The organism is Variovorax sp. Soil_C_26 (genome assembly GCF_057657075.1).
Window position 1 is genome coordinate 141,762 of record NZ_JBDGJC010000008.1, and the last position, 19,143, is coordinate 160,904.

Consider the following 19,143-nt stretch of genomic DNA (forward strand, 5'->3'; position numbering starts at 1 on the left):
ATAATAGTTTCTGTCAGAAGATGGTCGCCGGCCGCAGCACGTCGGTCGCACGCCCTGCGCGCGCGCTCTTCATCGTGGCCGGCGCATGGCCATAGGCTTTGGAGAATGCGCGCGAGAACGCCTCGGCACTGCCGAAGCCGGTGCGCCGCGCCGCGAGCTTCACGGTATCGCCGGCCATCAGGTAGCGCCTCGCGAGCGCCAGGCGCCATGCGCTCAGGTAGGCCATCGGCGTGGTGCCCACGACGGCACGGAAGGTCGACATGAAGCTGCTGCGGGACATGGCCGCACAGCCCGCGAGTTCGTCGACGGTCCACGCCCGCGCGGGCATGTCGTGGATCGACACCACGGCGCGGTGCAGCGATGGATGGGCGAGCGCGGCGAACAGGCCGGGCTTCTGCGTACCCGCGTCCACCGCGCTGCGCAACACCATCAGCACCAGCACTTCGCCGAGCCGGTTCAGCGCCGCGCTGCGGCCGCAACGGCTTTCGGTGGCCTCGGCCATGAATGCAGTGGCCGTGGCCTGCAGTGAGGGCGCACCGTCGAGCGCGACGCTGATCTCTTCAGGCATGGCGCTCATCAGCGGATTGGCTTCGTTGTCGAAATCCACGGCAGCGGCGACCAACGTGTCGGGCGGCAGCTGCGCGAAGCCGCGGGAGCGCAGGAGCATGCGCGCCGCATGCACCGGCGAACCCGCGAGCACCAGCGCCGCGGTGCCGGCTTCGGCCGGCGACAGAACCGCGACGCGGAGCTTGAAGACTTCGATGAAGGCCGCAAGCCGGTCGAGCTTCGGCGGGTTCGGACTTTGGATCATGAAAGACGGACGTTCCATGGCTTCGAGCATGCGATCTTTGGGCAGCCATGGCAATCCTGCCGAAACCCCAAGGAGCTCCCACCATGTTGATCCCACGCCAACAGGCGCCCGAACTCACCGTCGAGACGCTCGATGCCGGCCGCTTTCGCCTGGCCGACGAAACCCCCGAGCGCATGACGCTCGTGTGCTTCTATCGCGGGCTGCACTGCCCGATCTGCGCCACCTACCTGAAGGAGCTGGAGCGGCTCACGCCCGCCTTTGCCGAGCGCGGCGTGCGAGCCATCGCGATCAGTTCCGATACCGAGGATCGCGCACGTGCCATGGCCGAGAAGATCGGCGCGCAGGCGCTGCGCATCGGTTATGGCCTGCCGCTGGCCGACGCACGCGCATGGGGCCTGTACGTGTCGGCCTCGCGCGGCAAGACTTCGATCGGCATCGAGGAGCCCGCGCTGTTCTCCGAGCCGGGGCTGTTCCTCGTGAAGCCCGACAACAGCCTCTACTATCTGTCGGTCCAGTCGATGCCGTTCGTGCGGCCCGCGTTCGCGGAGATGGTGCAGGCGCTGGACTTCGTCATCAAGAACGACTACCCGGCGCGCGGCGAGCAGGTGCCCGCGTAACGCGTCATTCGCCGGTCGTGCGGGTCGCCTTCCCCGCCAGATGGTCGTCGCGCAGTATGCGTTCGGTCATCGTCCGTGCGCCCCGCAACAGCCGGTCGTCGCCGTCGATGCCGCGGTGGGCGATGGCGCCTTCGAGCAGCAGGAAGATCAGGTCCGCCGCCGTGTCGGCCTCACCGATCTCGGGGTGATCGGCGCGGATCAGTGCCGCAAGGTGGCGCCGTACGGCCTGCTTGTGTGCACGGATCACGCGGTGGCCAGGGTGGTCGGCAGGCAGTTCCCCGGCGGCGTTGATGAATCCGCAGCCGCGGTCGGAGGACTCCGTGTCCTCGGCGTACGACGCCCAGACGGCGAGCACCCGCGAGCCCTTCGACTCGGCGAGGCGCCGCTCCATGCGCTCCCACCACCGCTGATGCCGCGCCTGGAGATACGCCTCGACCAGACCCTCCTTCGAGCCAAACCGGTCGTACAGCGTGCGCTTGGTGATGCCTGATTCGGCGGCGATAGTGTCGACCCCGACTGCGTGGATGCCGCACCGGTAGAACAGATCGGAGGCGACCTCAAGGATGCGCTGCGCACCGGCCGTCAGTGCGGGTGTCCGCAGCACGCCGTCAGGATCATGGTCCGGCTTCATCATGGTTCTCTCTTTCGCCATGGCTTTCCTCCCGTGTTCGATTGACTTCACAGACCAGTATAGATAACCTCGAGTGGTTTACAGACCTGTGAGATTGGAGCAAAAATGGCGGATCGATGCCTGGAACCGGAACAAGCCGTGGCGGCGCTGCCCGCTCGGCGTCATGACCTTCAGCTCATGGGGGCCGGCGTGTTGCTGATCGCCGTGTGCTACGGCCTGGCTCGATACGCCTACGGCTTCTTCGTGCCGGTCTTTCGGACCGAGTTCGGCCTCGATGGCGCGACCGTGGGCCTGATCGCCGCTGGTTCGTACGCGGCCTATTGCGTCGCGATCGTCCTGGCCACGATGCTGACGCCGCGCGTCGGCGCCCGTCCCGTGGCCGTGGCCGCCGGCTGTCTCGCGGTCGGCGGCGTTCTCATGGTGGCTTTGGCCCCGAACACCCTGGTGCTCGCAGCGGGCGTGCTCATTGCCGGATCGAGCACAGGCGTGGCCTCGCCTCCGCTGGCCGATGCGGTCGCGCGCACGATGAATACCAACGCGCGCGACCGGATGCAGACGGTGATCAATGCGGCGGCCGGCCTTGGCTTGGCCGTTGCCGGCGCGATCGCGTTGCTCACCCAGGCGCATTGGCGAAATGCGTGGATGTCCTTCGCGGTCGTCGGCACGGCGTCCGTCCTATGGGTTGCGTTCGCCGTCCCCGAAGCAACGCATCGAACGGTGGGCCGGGGTCCGACGAGCGGGCTGCTGCCAAGGCCGCTGCTGCCTGCCGGCGCCGGCAGGCTGATGGCCGCCGCCGCGCTGCTGGGCGTGGCCAGCAGCGCGGTATGGACATTCGGCCGCGATGTGCTGGTCACCATCGGCGGGATGGACGAATGGGCATCGACCATCGCCTGGATACTTCTTGGCGGTGCGGGCCTGCTCGGCGCCACCGCCGGTGACTTGGCACGCCGCTTCGGCATTGCGACAGGATGGGTCGCGGGCATGCTGGCACTGGGCGTCGCGACCCTCCTGCTGGCCGCATTCCCGAGCGTCAATGTGGTGGCATGGCTCAGCGCGGCGGTGTTCGGTGCCGTCTACATGATCGTGACGGGGCTGCTGCTGATCTGGGGAACCCAGGTGTACGCCTCTGCGCCCGGCGCCGGCGTCGGACTCGCGTTCCTTGCGCTGTCGCTCGGCCAGGGCGTGGCCGCCCCGCTGATCGGCGGCCTTCTGGAGGGATGGGGCCCACGGCCCGCATTCGCGGCAGCCGCGGCCGTGGCATTCGTCGCGACGCTCGCCCGGCCAAATCGTCGCGCGAGGCACGTCACTGCACGAAGGGCCTGATCTTTTCCAGGAACACCCTGTGCCGCGCCTCGAGTTCGTCGAGGTCGCGCCGCAGCGCCGCCTTGTCGAACGGCTCGCCGGCCGCGATCGCGGTCATCCAGCGGTCGTGCTTGTCGCGCTCGCCACGCCAGGTTTCGTAGGCGACGCGGAGTTCGTCCCACTGCACCGTCATGTGTCACCCCTTCATTCATGCATGCGCCAACGCGTCCGCGAAGAGGCGGACCATCTCCCGGTCGAAGGCCGGCAGATCCTGCGGCTTGCGGCTCGTGATCAGGGTGCCGTCGACCACCACTTCGCGGTCGACCCATTTCGCGCCGGCGTTCGTCAGGTCGGTGCGCAGCGACGGCCACGAGGTCAGCGTGCGGCCGCGGACCGCATCGGCCTCGATCAGCGTCCAGGGGCCGTGGCAGATCGCGGCGATCGGCTTGCCGGCCTTCACGAAGTCGCGCACGAAGGCAATGGCCGCCTCCTCGATGCGCAGCGCATCGGGGTTCATCACGCCGCCGGGCAGCAGCAGCGCATCGAACTCGTGCGCGGCCGCCTGCGACAGCGGGGTGTCGACGTTGAACTCGTCGGCCTGCTTGTGGTGCTTCCAGCCGCGCACGACGGTGTCCTTCGGCGACACGATCAAGGTCGCCGCGCCCGCTGCCTCGAGCGCCTTGCGCGGCTCGGTCATCTCGGCCTGCTCGAAGCCGTCGGTCACGAGGATGGCGACCTTGGCGCCGTCGAGCAGGGTCTTGTTGCTGGTCATCGGTGCTCCTTTTCTCGTTCAAAAAAAAAGGGATGTGGCGGGCTTTTCACACCATGCGCTCGCCCAGGAGACTGGCTCGTTGGGTCTGCCTGCCGGTGTGTCGGGTCTGGTGCGCATCGTGCTCGCTGGTTGCTTTGAAGCACCGTTCGGCATCCGCCCCGAGGAGCGCGCCACATCGAGAAACCAGACTGCAATGCCTGCGCGACGCGGTGTGTCAGCGGGACACCGAAGCGCTGTAGGAAATGCACCCACGAAGGCGCCCACACGGGCGCGTTCGCGCTCAGCCTTCCAGCGCTTCCAGCGGCCCGAAGAACTCGTAGCGCAGCTGCTGCTTCGGCACGCCGAGCGCGAGCCCGTGCGCATAGACCGCCTTCATGAATGGCTTGGGGCCGAGGAAGTACAGGTCGACGTCGCGGTCCTCGGGCAGCGCCTGGGCGATCAGTTCGCGCGTGACGAAGCCGGTCGCATGCGGCTGGTCGACGGCGCGCGGCGCATCGTAGACGTAAAGCGCCTTCACGTTGCGGTGCCGCGCCGCGAGCGCATCGACGCGCGCGCGGAACGCATGCGCACCGCCGTGCCGCGCCGCGTGGATGAAATGCACCGGCCGCCCCGTGTGCGCCACCGCTTCGAGCATGCTCATCGCGGGCGTGATGCCCACGCCGCCCGTCACCAGCACCAGCGGGCGCGCCGCCGATTCGCCGCCCGCGGCCGCGGCCGGCTGCAGCACGAAGTCGCCGCAGGGCGCCTGCACCTGCAGCAGCGTGCCGACGGTGGCCGACGCATGCAGCCAGTTCGAGGCGCGCCCGCCCTCTTCCTTCTTCACGCTGATGCGGTAGAACGGCTTGCCCGGCGCGTCGGACAGCGAGTAGTTGCGCCGCAGCGGCTCGCCGTCGATCGCGAGCACCAGCGTGAGGTACTGCCCCGGCGTGAACGCGAGCAGCGGCCCGCCGTCGGTGGGCTCGAGGTAGAACGACGTGATGATGTCGCTCTCGTCCTCGCGATGGGCCACCCGAAATTCGCGCGTGCCGCGCCAGCCGCCAGGCTGCGCGGCGTTGGCGCGGTAGACCTCTTCCTCCGCGCCGATCAGCAGCGCCGCGAGCGATTGGTAGGCCTCGCCCCAGGCATTGATGATGTCGTCGGTTGCCGCCTCGCCGAGCACGTCCCTGATCGCCTGCAGCAGGCAGGCGCCGACGACCGGATAGTGCTCGGGCAGCACGCCGAGCGCGGCATGCTTCTGGATGATGCGTGGCAATGCGCCCGCGATCTCTTCGAGGCGGTCGATGTGCTGCGCATAGGCCACCACCGCACCCGCGAGCGCGCGCGCCTGGCTGCCCTGGGCCTGGTGCGCCTCGTTGAAGAAGGCCTTCACCTCGGGATGGCGATCGAACATGAGCTGGTAGAAGTGGCGGGTGATCGCCTCGCCGTGCGCCTGGAGCGCGGGCACGGTGGCCTTGACAATGGCAATGGTCTGGGGGTTCATCTGGGTGTCCTTCGAACGATGGTGACGGATGCCTGTGCACTCTCACGTTCCGTGCCAGCCGGCGGGCGCTCGCAAGTGCCTGCTGCTGTTGGGGATTCTTCAAGCGTGGTCAAATTCGCAACAAACAGGATGTTGTGCAAATGACCACGGAAAGTGTCGAATCGACCACAAACCTCGCTACGGAAGGCCAGCGCTTCCGTGCGCTGCTGGCCGCCGCGCGCGGGCTCGTGCGCTGCGATGCGGCGGCGCTGCTGCGGCTCGAAGGCGAGGTGCTGCGCCCGCTCGCGGTCGACGGGCTCAGCGACGAGACGCTCGGGCGCCAGTTCCCGGTGGCGGCGCATCCGCGCTTTGCGCGCCTGCTCGAGAGCGGGCGCGGCCTGCGCTTTGCGCACGACTGCGGCCTGCCCGATCCGTACGACGGCCTCGTCGCCGGGCAGCCGACGCTGCTGCCGGTGCACGACTGCATGGGCGCGCCGCTCAGGTTGCGCGGCGAGGTGTGGGGCCTGCTCACGCTCGACGCACTCGACCCGGGCACCTTCGAGGCGGTGAGCCCGGCGCAGCTCGACGCGTTGGTCGCGCTGGTCGAGACCGGCATCGAAGCCGCGCAGACCATCGAGGACATGGCGGCGCGTGCCATGCGCGAGCAGGCCGTGGTGCAGGCATTGCGCGCGGGCCGCGGCGCGCCGCGCGAACTGCTCGGCAACAGCCCCGCGATGAAGCAGCTCTGCAGCGAGATCGACACCGTCGCCGCATCGGACCTGACCGTGCTGCTGCTCGGCGAGACCGGCGTCGGCAAGGACCTGGTCGCGCAGCGCCTGCATGCCCGCTCGCGGCGCCACGATGCGCCACTGGTGCAGGTGAACTGCGCGGCGCTGCCCGAGTCGCTGGCCGACAGCGAGCTGTTCGGCCACAAGCGCGGCGCCTTCACCGGCGCGGTGCAGGACCGCAGCGGAAAGTTCGAGCTCGCCGACGGCGGCACGCTGTTTCTCGACGAGGTCGGCGAGCTGCCGCTCGGCGTGCAGGCCAAGCTGCTGCGCGTGCTGCAAAGCGGCGAGGTGCAGCGCCCCGGCAGCGACCGGACGCTCAAGGTCGACGTGCGCGTGATCGCGGCCACCAACCGCGACCTGCCTGCCGCCATCGCGCAGGGCCGCTTTCGCGCCGACCTCTACCACCGGCTCTCGGTGTACCCGCTGGTAGTGCCGCCGCTGCGTGCGCGCGGGCGCGACGTGGTGGCGCTGGCCGGCGGCTTCCTCGAGGAGAACCAGCACCGCCTGGGTGCGCGCAACCTGCGGCTGTCGCCGGCCTCGAAGGCCGCCCTGCTCGCGCACCGCTGGCCCGGCAACGTGCGCGAGCTCGAGCATGTGATCAGCCGCGCGTCGCTCAGGGCCTTCACCGAGCCGCGCCGCGGCGCGCGCTGGACGGCGATCGAGCCGCACCACCTTGCGCTCGATGCGGCCGCGGTGACGGCCGGCGCGGCGGCAGCGCCGGCTGCGCCGGCTGCGGCCGAGCCTTCAGCGGCCATCGCTCCATCCACCGCCGCGGTATCTGCCGGCGGCACGCTGCGCGAAGCCACCGAAGCCTTTCAGCGCGCCTGGCTCGCCGAGGTGCTGGCACGGCACCTCGGCCATGTGGCCGATGCGGCGCGCGAGGCCGGCATGGACCGCAGCAACTTTCATCGCGCGCTGCGCAAGCTCGGGGTGGCGCGGGCGGAAGCGCCATAGCGGTCGACGTGCACCGATGCGTCGCGTATCGGCGTGCCATTACATTCCGGGCACGGCGGCGCAATGCGCGGCCCCACGACGGAAGGCGCATGGACATCGAACACCCGACGACGGACCGGACGGCATGGATTCGCTGATCGCCGCTTCCGCGCGCGCGCTGGCCGCGGGCGATGCGCTCGGCGCGCTCAAGCGCGTGGCGCTGCGCGACGATCCGCCGGCGCTCGCGCTGCGCGGCATCGCGATGGCGCAGCTCGGCGAGCTGTCGCGTGCGCGCGAATTGCTGCGGCTGGCGGCGCGCGGCTTCGGCGTCCATGAAGAACTCGCACGTGCCCGCTGCGTGGTGGCCGAAGCCGAGGTGGCGCTGGCCGCGCGCGACATCGGCGATTCACCGCGCGGGCTCGCGCAGGCGGCGGCCACGCTCGAAGCGCACGGCGATGCGGCCAATGCGCTGCAGGCGCGGCTCATCGCGGCGCGTCGGCTGCTGCTGCTGGGCCGGCTCGACCAAGCCGCGGAGGCGCTCGCGCGGCTCGTGGATGCGAAGGGGCTTTCGCCGTCGCTCGCGGCGGTGGCAGCGCTCGCACAGGCCGAGCTCGCGCTACGCTCGCTGCGCGTGGAGGCAGCGCGGGCGGCGCTTGCGCGGGCCCGCGAGGCGGCCGACCGTGCGGGCGTGCCTGCGTTGCGCGCCGAAGTGGCCGAGGCGCAGGCCGTGCTCGAGCGGCCGGCCGCGCGGCGTCTCGCTGCGGGCGGCGAGCAGGCGTTGCGCCTCGACGAGGTCGCGGCGCTGCTGGCATCGGACGCGCTGGTGGTCGATGCCTGCCGCCGCGGCGTCGGTGCCGGCGGGCGATGGCGGTCGCTGGCGCGCCGGCCGGTGCTGTTCGCGCTCGCGCGGGCGCTGGCCGAGGCCTGGCCTGCCGACATCGACCGCGAAGCGCTGATCGCGCATGCCTTTCGCATGCGCCTCCCCGACGAGACGCACCGCGCGCGGCTGCGCGTCGAGATCGGGCGCTTGCGTGCGCTCGTGGCGCCGCTCGCGGCCATCGAGGCCACCGCGCGCGGCTTCGTGCTCCATCCGCATGGCGAGCGTGCGGTGGCCGTGCTCGCGCCACCCGTCGATGGCGACCAGGGTGCGCTGGTGGCCCTGCTGTCCGACGGGGCGGCGTGGTCGACCTCGGCGCTCGCGCTCGCACTCGGCGCGAGCCAGCGCACGGTGCAGCGCGCGCTCGCCGAGCTCGAGGCCGAAGGCCGTGTGCGCTCCATCGGCCAGACGCGCTCGCGCCGCTGGCTCGCGCCGCCGCTCGCGGGATTCACGACGATCTTGTTACTCCCCGCTGCGCTGCCGATTGAATAGAGTGGCTCCAGGGCGTCGAACCGGCGCGATTCATCACCAGGAGCAGCCATGAGCAGCAAGACCACCACGACGACGATGGCGACGAGCGGCAGCAGCCACCGCGCCGAACCCACCACGCAGCCCGCCGAGATCGTGCGCGAGTACGGCCCCTTCGAACCCGCGACCTCGGTCGGCGGCGTGACGCACGACGGGCGGCATGTCTGGGCCGCGATCGGCGCGAAACTCGTCGCCTTCGACCCCGCCAGCGGTGAATCGGCGCGCGCCTTCGACCGCGCCGCCGACGCCGGTACCGCGTTCGACGGCACGCACCTCTACCAGATCGCCGAAGCGCGCATCGACAAGATCGATCCCGCCACGGGCCGGGTGCTGGCCTCGATCCCCTCGCCTGGCGCCGGCAGCGATTCGGGGCTCACCTGGGCCGAAGGCAGCCTCTGGGTCGGCCAGTACCGCGACCGCAAGATCCACCAGATCGACCCCGCCACCGGCGCGGTGAAGCGGACCATCGAATGCACGCGCTTCGTGACCGGCGTGACCTGGGTCGACGGCGAGCTGTGGCACGGCACCTGGGAAGGCGACGAAAGCGACCTGCGCCGCATCGATCCGCAGAGCGGCGCGGTGCTCGCGCGGCTCGAGATGCCGCAGGGCACCGGCGTCAGCGGGCTCGAATCGGACGGCGCCGATCTCTTCTACTGCGGCGGCGGCGCGAGCGGCAAGGTCCGCGCGGTGCGCCGGCCCAAGGCCGTGCGCGCCTGAGGCGAAGGAGCACAGACCATGGACACCGAAGCCGTCTTTGAAGCCGTTTCCGAAGCGGGCATCGCGAACCATCCTGTGGTTTCCACCGAACAGTGGCTCGCCGAGCGCAAGAAGCTCATGGCGCGCGAGCGCGAGCTCACGCACCTGCGCGACCAGGTCGCACGCGAGCGCCGCGCCCTGCCCTGGCGGCGCGTCGACAAGGCCTATGTCTTCGACACGCCGGAGGGGCCGCGCCGCCTTGCCGACCTGTTCGACGGCCGGCGCCAACTGCTGGTGCAGCACTTCATGTTCGGCCCGGGCTGGGCGCAGGGTTGCCCGAGCTGCTCGTTCATGGCCGACCACACCGACGGCATGAACGTGCACCTTGCGCAACGCGACATCCGCTTCGTGGCGATCTCGCGTGCACCGCTGGCGGAGATCGAGCACTTCCGCCAGCGCATGGGCTGGCAGTTCAGCTGGGTGTCTTCGCACGGCAGCGACTTCAACCACGACTTCCACGTGAGCTTCGCGCCCGTGGACGTGGCCAAGGGCGAGGTCTACTACAACTATGCGGTGCGGCCCTTCCCGTCGGACGAGGCGCCGGGCCTCAGCGTGTTCTACCGCAACGACGCGGGCGAGGTGTTCCACACCTATTCGACCTACGGGCGTGGCGTGGAAGTGATGATGGGCGCCTACCAGATGATGGACCTCGTGCCCCGGGGCCGCGGCGAACGCGACGTGCCGCACAAGATGGAATGGCTGCGGCACCACGACCGCTACGAGGCCGCGCCGGCGGCGGCGGCGCCGGCGCCCTGTCCCGGATGCATTCGGGACGGAATCCATTTAAAGTAAACCTATTGGTTCACTTTCAACTTTTCTGGAACAAGACCCATGAACGATCCCGCAAGCCGGCGCGCCGTCGCCGCGATCGACACCAACTGGTCCATCGTTGCCGCAGGCGCGCTGATGACATGCGTCGCCATCGGCGTGGTGTTCTCGCTCGCGGTGTTCCTCGAGCCGATGAGCGCGGCCACCGGTTGGTCGCGCGGGGGCATTTCGACCGCCATGACCTTCGCCTTCCTGAGCATGGGCGTGGCCGGCTTCGGCTGGGGCGCGCTGAGCGACCGCTACGGTCCGCGCGTGGTGGTGCTCGCGGGCACGCTGCTGCTCGGCCTGGCGACCGTGCTTGCGAGCCGCGCGAGTTCGCTGCTCGAGTTCCAGCTGATGTTCGGCGTGCTCATGGGCATTGCGGCCGGCAGCTTCTTCGCGCCGGTGATCTCGACCACCGCGTCGTGGTTCGAACGCCACCGCAGCCTCGCGGTCTCGCTCGTGTCGGCCGGCATGGGCGTGGCGCCGATGACCATCGCGCCGCTGGCCGCCTGGCTCGTGACCCGCTACGACTGGCGCATGGCCCAGCTGATCATCGGCATCGGCGCCTGGGTGCTGCTGCTGCCCGCGGTCTGGTTCATTCGCGCGGCGCCGGGCACCGGCAGCGCGGCCGGCGCGGGTGCCGTCGCCCCGGCGCCGGCCATGCCGGTCGGCCAGGCGCTGCGCTCGCGTGCCTTCCTCGTGCTCGGCATCACCTTCTTCGCCTGCTGCGCGGCGCACTCGGGCCCGATCTTCCACACCGTGAGCTATGCCATCGGCTGCGGCCTGCCGACCTTCGCGGCCGTGACGATCTACAGCATGGAAGGCGCGGCCGGCCTCGGCGGACGCCTCATCTTCGGGGTGCTGGCCGACAGGCTCGGCGCCAAGCGAGTGCTCGTCGCAGGGCTCTTGATCCAGGCCTTCGCTGCCGCGAGCTACCTGATGGTCAGCCAGCTCGGCGGCTTCTATGCGGTGGCGATCGTCTTCGGGCTCGCCTATGGCGGCGTGATGCCGCTCTATGCGGTGCTGGCGCGCGACTACTTCGGCCCGCGCATCCTCGGCACCGTGCTCGGCGCGGCGACGATGCTCTCGAGCCTGGGCATGGCGCTCGGGCCGGTGCTCGGCGGCTGGCTGTTCGACCGCTACGGCAGCTACACGTGGATGTACATCGGCTCGATGGCCGTTGGTCTCGGTGCGGTGGCGGTCGCGCTCACCTTTCCGCGTACCGCGCGGCAGGCGGCGCCGCGGCTGCAGCCGGCGGGCTGAAGCGCTGCCGCTGCGGTCGGCGGGCCGGGAAACGACGCATTCATATATCGACCGCCAGCGGGCGTCCGGACAACGGGGCACTCGTCAGCGTGTCGAGCGGCACGCTGTGCCGACGGGACCGCCAGGTGATCCCCAACGTCGTGCTCTTCGCCGCAAGGCGGATGTCGAGAAGGGCCCGGCGCGTGGCGGCCTTTACACAGCGGTTCTTTGTTGATTTGTGTAGCGTTACACGCTACACTTGGAAGATGATAAGAACATGGCGCCACAAGGGGTTGGAAGCGTTCTTCCTGGCCGGCACGAAGAAGGGCATTCAACCTCATCACGCGCCAAAGCTGCGGCGCTTATTGGCGGTTCTGAATGCCGCAACAACGCCAGAAGCCGTGAACCTGCCCGGGTTCGGCTGGCACGCCCTCCATGGCGACCTGGCTGGCCACTGGGCCGTCTCGGTGAGTGGCAACTGGCGCGTGACCTACTCGTTCGAGGGCACGGATGCGATCCTGGTCGATTACCAGGACTACCATTGAAAGGAATTGCGATGGTTCATATGTTCAATCCTCCGCACCCCGGCTCGATTCTGCGTGAGGATGTACTGCCTGCATTGGGTCTGAGTGTGACGGAAGCGGCGGCGCAACTGGAGATTGCACGCCCCACGCTGTCGCGTGTGCTGAACGAGCACGCAGCGATCAGCGCCGAGATGGCGATTCGCCTGTCCGAATGGCTTGGAGGCGATGCCGGCACCTGGCTTCGCATGCAGGGCGAGTTCGACCTATGGGTCGCAAAGAAGCGACACAAGGTCAAGATCAAGAAGGCGGTGGCGGCGGTTCCCGCGGCTGAAGACGAGCGCTTTGCGCTTGCCGCCTGAGCGCCGGCAAGCCCGACAGCCTCCTACCGCAGCGTGATGTCGAGCGACTCGAAGGGCGCGTCGAATTCGGCGCGCCAGCGCTGTCCCGGCGCCAGCGGCCAGGCATCGGTCCATGTGCCGGTGGTCACCACGTCGCCGGGCTGCAATGCCGGCGCGCCCGGGCAACGCTGCAGTTCCTGGCTGAAATGGTGCAGGGCATGCAACGGACCATCGAGCACGTTGATGCCGGTGCCTTCGTCGATCAGCACGTCGCCCTGGTACAGCCGGACGCGGGTGCGGCCCAGCAGATCGTCCAGTGACTGCCCGCTACTGGCGAGACGCCTGACCGGCGTCTCGCGCCCGATGAGCAGGCGCGCATGCAATCCCCCGTCGACCACGGTGTCCGCGGCGCTGAACTTCCAGTCGGGGCAGTGCGACTGCACGATCTCGAAGCCGGGGGCCAGCCATACGATGCACTCGAAGAGCTTTTCCAGCGTGGCATCGCGCGGTGGCGTTGCGCCGATGCCGAACACGATCTCTGGCTCCAGCCGGGGCTGGCAGGTGCCTGCGAGGCCCACCTCGCTTGCACCGTCGCTCGCGCACGACAGCGACGTGTTCCAGACGGTTCCCCAGATCGGCGCATACACCGCGTAGCGCTCCCAGATGGTTCGGTTCGTGAAACCGATCTTGTAGCCCACGGGGCGCTCGCCGCGGCCCATGCGCAACGCCCGCAGCGCCAATGCCTGCTGGTAGGCAGCGTCGATGTCCGCGGCGATCGGAAGCACGCGGTCAGCGGGCCACAGGTGGCCTCGGTCGTAATGGTCGAGAACGGATAGAGGCGTCATGCGCGGCAGTCTACTGATCGACGCAGGCGGGCGGGCGCTCCTCTAAGCAGGGTGGAATCCGCAACCTGAAACTCCACTTTCAAAATACACTAACGGCAATCGGCTTGAATAAAGCACGCGCTCAACCGACACGTCGCGCAGCAATCCGTCCACCAGTGGAAAGACATACTCATCCAACATCGGTCGCCGTTAGCGTATTTTTTATGTCGTCCCTTCCACTGTTCCCCGAGCCCGCCGGCGATTCGCACCAGGCCGCCTTCGATGGCTGGCTTGCGGCCCAGCAGGCCAACGGCGCGCTGCGGCTTCCTTCGTCGGTCGCGGTCTACCGCGACATGTGGGGCAGCTTCACTGCCTGGTGCCTCGGCCAGTCGCCGGCGGTGACGCTGGCCTCGCTCGACCGCGGCGACCTGGCGGCGTTCCAGCAGGCGCGCTTCGGCATGAAGAGCGCCGACCTGTCGCTCTCGCCGCGCTATGCGCTTCGGCTGCTGCGCCTGATCGACCGCGTGCTCCGGCACCATGCCGAGGCGACCGGCCAGCGGGCGAACACCGCCGCCGCCGACTGGCTCGCGGAGCAGCCGACCGTGCGCTACGCCGATTCGGCGCGCGCCGATCCGCTGCCCGAGTTCCTCTCGCTCGCCGAGGCGAAGCAGCTCATCACCTGGCTTTCGAGCGCCCGCCCGCGGCCCGGCAGCACGGGCACGCGGCATGCGCAAAGCGCGCTGAGCTGGCAGGCACTGCGCAACCGCGTGGCCGTGGCCCTGCAGCTCGGCGCAGGGCTCGCGCCTGGCGACGTGCGCGTGCTGCGGCTCGATGCGCCGAGCTCGCAGATCGCGGGCCGCCGCGACCGGCCCTGGAAGCTCGCGGTGCCCGGCAACGGCAACTCGCCGGCGCGCGAGGCGCCGGTCGCGCCCTGGGCCGGCGAACTGCTCCAGCACTGGCTGCAAGTGCGTGCCGAAACCGGGATCGCGGGCGACTTCCTGTTTCCGGCCACGCGCACCGGCAAACCCTGGAGCAAAGAGGCGCAGTACGTCGCCGCCAGGCAGGTGCTCGAAGAGGCCGGGATCGAAGCGGTCGGCGGCGGCTCGTTCCTGCTGCGCCACACCTTCGCGCTGCGGCAATTGCGTCGCGGGGCGCGGATCGACGAGGTGGCGCGCTGGCTCGGTGTGGAACCAGAGGCGATGGGCAAGTACCAGCGCGTTCTGCAGGGCCCGGCCGACGTGGTGTGATCAGGCCTCGGGCCGTCGCCACAGCCAGAACGCCACCGCCGCCATGACCAGCGGCGCCCCGACCTTCACCGCCAGCGGCGCGCTCGTGGCCAGCAGCACGGCCGCACTCAGGCTCATCATGCCGGTGGCAGCCCATTTCGCGCGGCGCGGCACCGCCCCCGACTGCCGCCAGCGCACGATGTGTTCGCCGTAGCGCGGGTGCGCGAGCAGCCAGCGTTCCAGCGCCGGCCAGCCATGGCCGGCCGCCCAGGCGGCGGCGAGCAGGAAAGGCACCGTCGGCAGCACCGGAAGGAACACGCCGATCAGGCCGAGGGCCAGCAGCACCAGTGCGAGCAAGCGCCAGAGCAGCTTTGCGATGGCCCCATCGAGCCGCCTCAAGACGCGCACCGCCCGGGACGATGTTCCGACGCTATTTTCGACACACACATGGACGCATGGTAAATCGCCCGCGCACTCCAGATGGCCACAGCACGGTTCTCCGACACAATCGGCGCCATGAAGGAGATCGCACCTCTGCTCGACCAGGAGCCAGTCGCCGCTGCCACTGCGCGGCACGGCTCGCTGGCGCACGCCATGGCCCGCCGCGACGTGCAGCTCGACGAGGCCTTGGCCGCGGTGCGTGCCGCTGCCGAAAGCGCGGCGGTCAGTGTCGATGCCCTGATGGGCGTTGCGACGCCGGATACGCGGCTCAGGCTGGCATCCCTTGCGGCCGCGGAGTTGCCGCAGCGCACGGATTTCGTGAGCGTGGCGCAGCAACTGCAGGACATTGCCCTGCAGCTGCGCGCGATCGAGTCTTCGGTGCGCAAGGCGCTGGAGCGCCAGCGCAAGCAGGCCGAGCGGATAGGCTGAGGCGAACGCTGCGTGGTGGATGCTGCGCGTCAGGCGCCGCAGGCGCAACTGCGATGCAGCCGCCGATACGCCGCCGGCGTGCTACCGAGGCGCTCCCGGAATGCCGTCGTGAAATTCGCGGCACCCGAGAACCCGACCGCATGCGCCACTTCCTCGATGGCGAGCGGCGTCTCGACGAGCAGTCGCTGCGCGCGCAACAGCCGGGCCTCCCGCACGAATCCGGGCACGGTCCGGCCCGTGTGGACGCGGAACGCCCGCGCCAGCCGCTTCTCGTGCGTGCCCACGCGTGCGGCGAGTGTCGGCATTGGAGGCACTTTCGCAAGATCGCTCTCGATGAGCCGCTGCGCGGCCGCGGCGATCACGCGGTCCACGTCGTGAGCTGGTTGGTCTCCGGATTCCGACGGCGTGCCCGGCGCACCGACGACACCGTGCGGCACTTGCGCGCTGCGACGTGCGAGTGTGAGATGGACCGCGACGCGAACCAGCACCTCTTCGGGTTCGAAGGGCTTGAGGATGTAGTCGACGCCGCCCTCGCGCAGGCCGGTCAGCCGCTCTTCGAGCGTGGCCCCGGCGGTGAGAAAGATCACCGGAATGTGCGCCGTGGCGTGGTCCGCCTTCAGCAGCCGGCACACCTCGAAGCCGCTGGCGGCGCCCAGGTGCACGTCGAGCAGGATCAGGTCGGGCTGCAGCGCGCCGGCGCGGCGGTAGCTCTCGAGCGCGTCGAAGGCCAGGCTGATTCGGTGGCCGGCGTGGCGCAGCGATGCAAGCAGCACCTGGAGTTCCTCGACGTTGTCGTCGATGACCATGATGTGCGCACGCTCGGCGGGAGATTGAAGCCAGTAGGACATGAAGATGCGGCGCGTTGCGTGCCGCATGGTGCAAGTCCCGGTGTTTTTTTTCCTGCGCCCTGCCTGACCTTTTCTGACGGTTCCTGACCACGCGCCAGGCCCGTCCGTGCCGCTGCCCGGGGAGCGTCAGTTCGCGAGCACGTAGCCGGTGCCGCGCACCGAATGCAACGGCAGCCGCATGCCGAGCTTCGCGGCCTTGCGCCGCAGCCGGCTGGCGATCGCGTCGATGCGGTGTTCGTCGAAATCGAACACGTCGCCACCGAGCGCGCGGATCAGGTCGTCACGGCTCACTGCCGTGCCACGCTGCCCGAAAAGGCAGCCGAGAAAGGCGCGTTCGCTCGTCGTCAGCGCCATCTGCCGGCCTTCGGGATCGCCGAGAATCCAGTCGCCTTCGAGCAGCCGCCAGGCGGCGGGCTCGGGCGGCACAGGCGCTGCGTTCTCCAGCGGCGCGGCCATGAGGCGCCGTCCGACAGCGTGCAGCGTCTCGGCCAGTTCCATCATGTTCACCGGCTTCACCAGGTAGGCATCGGCACCTTCGCGCAAGCCCAGCAGCCGGTCTTCGAGCCTGCCCCGCGCGGTGACCAGCACAAGCCCGAGCCGCTGCCGCACCGCACGCAGGTGCGACACGATCGCGAGGCCGTTCTCGCCTGGCAGCCCGATGTCCACCACTGCGATGTCGCAGGGCTGAACCGCGAATGCCTTGTAGAACGACGAGGCATCGCCGAAGCCTTCCGCGTCGAAGCCGAGCTCTCCAAGCGCGAAGACGGTTTCTGCACGGATGTCTTCGTCGTCTTCGATCACATGGACGCGAAGACCGGTACGCGGGCTTGAGGATGGCATGACACGGAAAGTATAAAGTCGCGCCCCAATGCGCCTCCACGTCGAAACCATCCGGGCAGTCCCGGGCCGCCTGCTCGTTCTTCTCTGCCTGCTGCTGCTGTGGTGCTTTGCGACGCCAGCCGGCGCGCTGGTGCTGTCGGCTTCCGATGGCATCGACCGTGGCCTCGAGCTCTCCAGCGGCCTCGAGATCCAGCGCGACCCCTCGGGCCGGTGGCGCATTGCCGAGGTGGCCGGCGGCGCGCAGCAGCACGGATTCGCGCCGCTCGAAGGGCCGGTGCAGGAAGGCTTCAGCCGCGACGCGGTGTGGCTGCGATTCTCGCTGGCGCGCACGGCCGATGCGCCTGCACGATGGCTGCTGCGGGTGCGCCCGCCACGCATCCACGAAGCCACCTTGTATGCGCCCGACGGGCGCGGCGGATTCGTCGAGACGCCGCTCGGCGACGCCCGCCCTTTCGCGGCGCGCGAGATCCCCGACCACAACTTCGTGTTCCCGGTCGACCTGTCGACGGAGCCGGCCACTTATTTCCTTCGGCTGCGCAACAACGGGCCGTCCTTGCGGGCCGAGCTGGACCTGTGGCAGCCCGTCGGCTTCGAGCGCGACCGCACGGCCGACTACGCCATCATGGGCGTGCTGCTCGGCGCGGTCATGCTCGCCGTCTGCATGAACCTGATCTTCGGGGCCTGGCTGCGCGACGGGCTCTACGTCCACTACGCGCTCTACGTCCTCTGCATCGCAGCACTGTCGGTCAACCGCCAGGGGTTCGCAGCGGAGTGGTTTCTCGACCATCGCCCGGAGCGCGTCGCGCAAACTCTGCTGGCGGTCAACTGCTTCTTCAACATGGTGGGTACCGCGTTCATGTCGCGCATCTTCCAGTTCCGGCGCCATTGGCCGCCCGCTGCGCATTTTTTCAATGCAGTGGTCGTGTTCAACTTCGTCGCGTTCATGTTGGCCCTGGCCGGCCATCACGCCGCCATCGCGACCTGGGTCAGCGCGGGCAGCACCGCGTCCACGCTGTTCGGCGCCGTTTTCGTCTGCTACCTGATCTTCGTGCGACGCCAGTTCGGATACCTGCTGCCGGCCTCGGCCTTTGCGGTGGGAACGGTGCTGGGGCTCTATGGGCTGTTGAAGCTCTGGTTCGGCGACTGGGTGCCGGGCGCGCCGCCCGACCGCATCTACTGGCTCGGGACCATGGTCCACCTCATTCTGCTGAACGTGGCCGTGGCCGACCGCACGCGGCGCGCCGAGCGCGACTACCGCGCCGAGCGCGAGCGCGTGCTCGCGGTGCGGCTCGAAGCCGAACAGGCACTCGAAGGCACGGTGGCGCGGCGCACCGCCGAACTGCAGCAGGCCAACACCGCGCTGCACGAGGAAGTCGCGGCCCGCGCCCGCCTCGAAGCCCGGCTGCGCGCGTCGCTCGACGTCGAGCGGCAAGCGATCGCGCAGCAGCGCGAGTTCGTCTCGATGGTGTCGCACGAGTTCCGCACGCCGTTGACGGTGATCGACGGCGCGGCGCAGTCGCTCGACATCTCGAAGCTCGGCGCGGAGCCCGTGGTGAAGCAGCGCACCGAGCGAATCCGGCGCGCCGTGCAGCGCCTGACGATGCTGATCGAGAACATCCTGCTGGCCGACCGCCTTCAGCCCGAGAACCGGACGCTTCGCGTCGAAGCCCTCGACCTGGCAGCGCTTGCGCGCGGCCTGTGCGAGGGCTTCGACTTCCCCGGCGCTTCGCGCCTGCTGCTCGAGGTGCACGCCCCCCTGACCCAGGTGCGCGGCGACCGCGCGCTGCTCGAGATCGCGCTGCAGAACCTGATGCAGAACGCGCTGAAGTACTCGCCGCCGGAGCACCCGGTTCGCGTCGTGCTGCGGCAGACGGGCGACACCGTGCAGGTCGACGTGATCGACCGCGGGCCCGGTGTTGCACCGGCCGACGCGGACCGGATCTTCGAGAAATACTTCCGAGCCGAAACCGTGGGCGCGGTGGCGGGCACCGGCCTGGGGCTGCACCTGTCGCGCGAGATCGCGATGCGCCATGGGGGCGATGTGGTACTGCACGAGACAGGCGCCAGTGGGTCGACATTCCGCCTGGCGCTTCCTGCTGCGCCGCTCGAACGTAGCCCCTGATCGTCCGCGCGCATGCGAAAAACGC

General features: G+C 69.6%; 21 protein-coding genes. 12 read left to right on the forward strand and 9 right to left on the reverse strand.

Annotation, left to right across the window (positions count from 1 at the left end; translation table 11 throughout):
- Nucleotides 1–13: 13 nt before the first annotated feature.
- Complete coding sequence (locus AC3A6G_RS21875; RefSeq protein WP_487874529.1) at nt 14–811, reverse strand: AraC family transcriptional regulator; 798 nt, start codon at nt 809–811, stop codon at nt 14–16.
- Between the two features lie 83 nt (nt 812–894).
- Between AC3A6G_RS21875 and AC3A6G_RS21880 the strand changes: the two genes are divergently transcribed.
- Nucleotides 895–1,428: a peroxiredoxin-like family protein gene (locus tag AC3A6G_RS21880; RefSeq protein WP_487874530.1), complete on the forward strand. Its 534-nt coding sequence runs from the start codon at nt 895–897 to the stop codon at nt 1,426–1,428.
- A 4-nt stretch (nt 1,429–1,432) separates the two neighbouring features.
- Here AC3A6G_RS21880 and AC3A6G_RS21885 read toward each other — a convergent pair whose 3' ends face one another.
- Nucleotides 1,433–2,062 carry a TetR/AcrR family transcriptional regulator gene (locus AC3A6G_RS21885; RefSeq protein WP_487874531.1) on the reverse strand — a complete coding sequence of 210 codons (630 nt, stop codon included), beginning with the start codon at nt 2,060–2,062 and terminating at the stop codon, nt 1,433–1,435.
- A 102-nt stretch (nt 2,063–2,164) separates the two neighbouring features.
- Between AC3A6G_RS21885 and AC3A6G_RS21890 the strand changes: the two genes are divergently transcribed.
- Nucleotides 2,165–3,382, forward strand: a complete 1,218-nt coding sequence (locus AC3A6G_RS21890) for an MFS transporter (protein ID WP_487874532.1) — start codon at nt 2,165–2,167, stop codon at nt 3,380–3,382.
- On the opposite strand, the gene AC3A6G_RS21895 is transcribed toward AC3A6G_RS21890, so the two are convergent.
- From AC3A6G_RS21895 to hmpA, 3 genes are all read right to left on the reverse strand, one after another.
- Nucleotides 3,363–3,554, reverse strand: coding sequence for a hypothetical protein (locus tag AC3A6G_RS21895; protein ID WP_487861989.1), 192 nt, complete (start codon nt 3,552–3,554; stop codon nt 3,363–3,365). The two genes, AC3A6G_RS21890 and AC3A6G_RS21895, sit on opposite strands and share 20 nt — an antisense overlap.
- Nucleotides 3,555–3,569: 15 nt before the next feature.
- A complete protein-coding gene (locus AC3A6G_RS21900) occupies nt 3,570–4,133 on the reverse strand; it encodes a type 1 glutamine amidotransferase domain-containing protein (protein ID WP_487874533.1) in 564 nt (187 codons plus the stop codon).
- 280 nt (nt 4,134–4,413) lie between these two features.
- Nucleotides 4,414–5,613 carry an NO-inducible flavohemoprotein gene (hmpA, locus tag AC3A6G_RS21905; protein ID WP_487874534.1) on the reverse strand — a complete coding sequence of 400 codons (1,200 nt, stop codon included), beginning with the start codon at nt 5,611–5,613 and terminating at the stop codon, nt 4,414–4,416.
- A 140-nt stretch (nt 5,614–5,753) separates the two neighbouring features.
- Here hmpA and norR point away from each other — a divergent pair, with 140 nt between their 5' ends.
- The 7 genes from norR (at nt 5,754) to AC3A6G_RS21940 (ending at nt 12,409) form a co-directional block, all read left to right on the forward strand.
- Nucleotides 5,754–7,334 (forward strand): nitric oxide reductase transcriptional regulator NorR, encoded by a 1,581-nt coding sequence (norR, locus tag AC3A6G_RS21910; RefSeq protein ID WP_487874535.1) that lies wholly within the window; start codon nt 5,754–5,756, stop codon nt 7,332–7,334.
- Nucleotides 7,335–7,458: 124 nt separating this feature from the next.
- Nucleotides 7,459–8,682 (forward strand): helix-turn-helix domain-containing protein, encoded by a 1,224-nt coding sequence (locus AC3A6G_RS21915; RefSeq protein WP_487865013.1) that lies wholly within the window; start codon nt 7,459–7,461, stop codon nt 8,680–8,682.
- A 75-nt stretch (nt 8,683–8,757) separates the two neighbouring features.
- On the forward strand, nt 8,758–9,435 hold the full coding sequence (locus tag AC3A6G_RS21920) for an NHL repeat-containing protein (RefSeq protein WP_487874570.1): 678 nt from the start codon (nt 8,758–8,760) through the stop codon (nt 9,433–9,435).
- Nucleotides 9,436–9,453: 18 nt separating this feature from the next.
- A complete protein-coding gene (locus AC3A6G_RS21925; RefSeq protein ID WP_487874536.1) occupies nt 9,454–10,266 on the forward strand; it encodes a DUF899 domain-containing protein in 813 nt (270 codons plus the stop codon).
- Nucleotides 10,267–10,305: 39 nt separating this feature from the next.
- Nucleotides 10,306–11,547 carry an MFS transporter gene (locus AC3A6G_RS21930; protein WP_487874537.1) on the forward strand — a complete coding sequence of 414 codons (1,242 nt, stop codon included), beginning with the start codon at nt 10,306–10,308 and terminating at the stop codon, nt 11,545–11,547.
- Nucleotides 11,548–11,672: 125 nt separating this feature from the next.
- The gene (locus tag AC3A6G_RS21935) at nt 11,673–12,071 is read left to right on the forward strand and encodes a type II toxin-antitoxin system RelE/ParE family toxin (RefSeq protein WP_487865010.1); all 399 of its coding nucleotides are present in this window, start codon (nt 11,673–11,675) and stop codon (nt 12,069–12,071) included.
- A gap of 11 nt (nt 12,072–12,082) precedes the next feature.
- Complete coding sequence (locus AC3A6G_RS21940) at nt 12,083–12,409, forward strand: HigA family addiction module antitoxin (RefSeq protein WP_487865009.1); 327 nt, start codon at nt 12,083–12,085, stop codon at nt 12,407–12,409.
- Between the two features lie 23 nt (nt 12,410–12,432).
- Here AC3A6G_RS21940 and AC3A6G_RS21945 read toward each other — a convergent pair whose 3' ends face one another.
- Nucleotides 12,433–13,233, reverse strand: coding sequence for a 2-keto-4-pentenoate hydratase (locus AC3A6G_RS21945; protein ID WP_487865008.1), 801 nt, complete (start codon nt 13,231–13,233; stop codon nt 12,433–12,435).
- Nucleotides 13,234–13,436: 203 nt separating this feature from the next.
- Here AC3A6G_RS21945 and AC3A6G_RS21950 point away from each other — a divergent pair, with 203 nt between their 5' ends.
- Nucleotides 13,437–14,459 carry a tyrosine-type recombinase/integrase gene (locus AC3A6G_RS21950; protein ID WP_487865007.1) on the forward strand — a complete coding sequence of 341 codons (1,023 nt, stop codon included), beginning with the start codon at nt 13,437–13,439 and terminating at the stop codon, nt 14,457–14,459.
- Here AC3A6G_RS21950 and AC3A6G_RS21955 read toward each other — a convergent pair whose 3' ends face one another.
- A complete protein-coding gene (locus AC3A6G_RS21955) occupies nt 14,460–14,837 on the reverse strand; it encodes a YbaN family protein (protein WP_487874538.1) in 378 nt (125 codons plus the stop codon). It abuts the gene before it with no gap.
- Nucleotides 14,838–14,954: 117 nt separating this feature from the next.
- Here AC3A6G_RS21955 and AC3A6G_RS21960 point away from each other — a divergent pair, with 117 nt between their 5' ends.
- Complete coding sequence (locus tag AC3A6G_RS21960; RefSeq protein ID WP_487865005.1) at nt 14,955–15,308, forward strand: hypothetical protein; 354 nt, start codon at nt 14,955–14,957, stop codon at nt 15,306–15,308.
- A 29-nt stretch (nt 15,309–15,337) separates the two neighbouring features.
- Here AC3A6G_RS21960 and AC3A6G_RS21965 read toward each other — a convergent pair whose 3' ends face one another.
- The gene (locus tag AC3A6G_RS21965; RefSeq protein ID WP_487865004.1) at nt 15,338–16,156 is read right to left on the reverse strand and encodes a helix-turn-helix domain-containing protein; all 819 of its coding nucleotides are present in this window, start codon (nt 16,154–16,156) and stop codon (nt 15,338–15,340) included.
- Nucleotides 16,157–16,282: 126 nt separating this feature from the next.
- Nucleotides 16,283–16,996 (reverse strand): response regulator transcription factor, encoded by a 714-nt coding sequence (locus AC3A6G_RS21970; protein ID WP_487865003.1) that lies wholly within the window; start codon nt 16,994–16,996, stop codon nt 16,283–16,285.
- A gap of 28 nt (nt 16,997–17,024) precedes the next feature.
- On the opposite strand from AC3A6G_RS21970, the gene AC3A6G_RS21975 reads away from it, so the two are divergent.
- The gene (locus AC3A6G_RS21975; protein WP_487861971.1) at nt 17,025–19,118 is read left to right on the forward strand and encodes a sensor histidine kinase; all 2,094 of its coding nucleotides are present in this window, start codon (nt 17,025–17,027) and stop codon (nt 19,116–19,118) included.
- Nucleotides 19,119–19,143 lie beyond the last annotated feature (25 nt).

Coding starts and splice junctions, on each gene's coding strand:
- AC3A6G_RS21875 (WP_487874529.1), bottom strand. CDS start 811: ATGATCCAAAGTCCGAACCCGCCGAAGCTCGACCGGCTTGCGGCCTTC.
- AC3A6G_RS21880 (WP_487874530.1), top strand. CDS start 895: ATGTTGATCCCACGCCAACAGGCGCCCGAACTCACCGTCGAGACGCTC.
- AC3A6G_RS21885 (WP_487874531.1), bottom strand. CDS start 2,062: ATGATGAAGCCGGACCATGATCCTGACGGCGTGCTGCGGACACCCGCA.
- AC3A6G_RS21890 (WP_487874532.1), top strand. CDS start 2,165: ATGGCGGATCGATGCCTGGAACCGGAACAAGCCGTGGCGGCGCTGCCC.
- AC3A6G_RS21895 (WP_487861989.1), bottom strand. CDS start 3,554: ATGACGGTGCAGTGGGACGAACTCCGCGTCGCCTACGAAACCTGGCGT.
- AC3A6G_RS21900 (WP_487874533.1), bottom strand. CDS start 4,133: ATGACCAGCAACAAGACCCTGCTCGACGGCGCCAAGGTCGCCATCCTC.
- hmpA (WP_487874534.1), bottom strand. CDS start 5,613: ATGAACCCCCAGACCATTGCCATTGTCAAGGCCACCGTGCCCGCGCTC.
- norR (WP_487874535.1), top strand. CDS start 5,754: ATGACCACGGAAAGTGTCGAATCGACCACAAACCTCGCTACGGAAGGC.
- AC3A6G_RS21915 (WP_487865013.1), top strand. CDS start 7,459: ATGGATTCGCTGATCGCCGCTTCCGCGCGCGCGCTGGCCGCGGGCGAT.
- AC3A6G_RS21920 (WP_487874570.1), top strand. CDS start 8,758: ATGGCGACGAGCGGCAGCAGCCACCGCGCCGAACCCACCACGCAGCCC.
- AC3A6G_RS21925 (WP_487874536.1), top strand. CDS start 9,454: ATGGACACCGAAGCCGTCTTTGAAGCCGTTTCCGAAGCGGGCATCGCG.
- AC3A6G_RS21930 (WP_487874537.1), top strand. CDS start 10,306: ATGAACGATCCCGCAAGCCGGCGCGCCGTCGCCGCGATCGACACCAAC.
- AC3A6G_RS21940 (WP_487865009.1), top strand. CDS start 12,083: ATGGTTCATATGTTCAATCCTCCGCACCCCGGCTCGATTCTGCGTGAG.
- AC3A6G_RS21945 (WP_487865008.1), bottom strand. CDS start 13,233: ATGACGCCTCTATCCGTTCTCGACCATTACGACCGAGGCCACCTGTGG.
- AC3A6G_RS21950 (WP_487865007.1), top strand. CDS start 13,437: ATGTCGTCCCTTCCACTGTTCCCCGAGCCCGCCGGCGATTCGCACCAG.
- AC3A6G_RS21960 (WP_487865005.1), top strand. CDS start 14,955: ATGAAGGAGATCGCACCTCTGCTCGACCAGGAGCCAGTCGCCGCTGCC.
- AC3A6G_RS21965 (WP_487865004.1), bottom strand. CDS start 16,156: ATGTCCTACTGGCTTCAATCTCCCGCCGAGCGTGCGCACATCATGGTC.
- AC3A6G_RS21970 (WP_487865003.1), bottom strand. CDS start 16,996: ATGCCATCCTCAAGCCCGCGTACCGGTCTTCGCGTCCATGTGATCGAA.
- AC3A6G_RS21975 (WP_487861971.1), top strand. CDS start 17,025: ATGCGCCTCCACGTCGAAACCATCCGGGCAGTCCCGGGCCGCCTGCTC.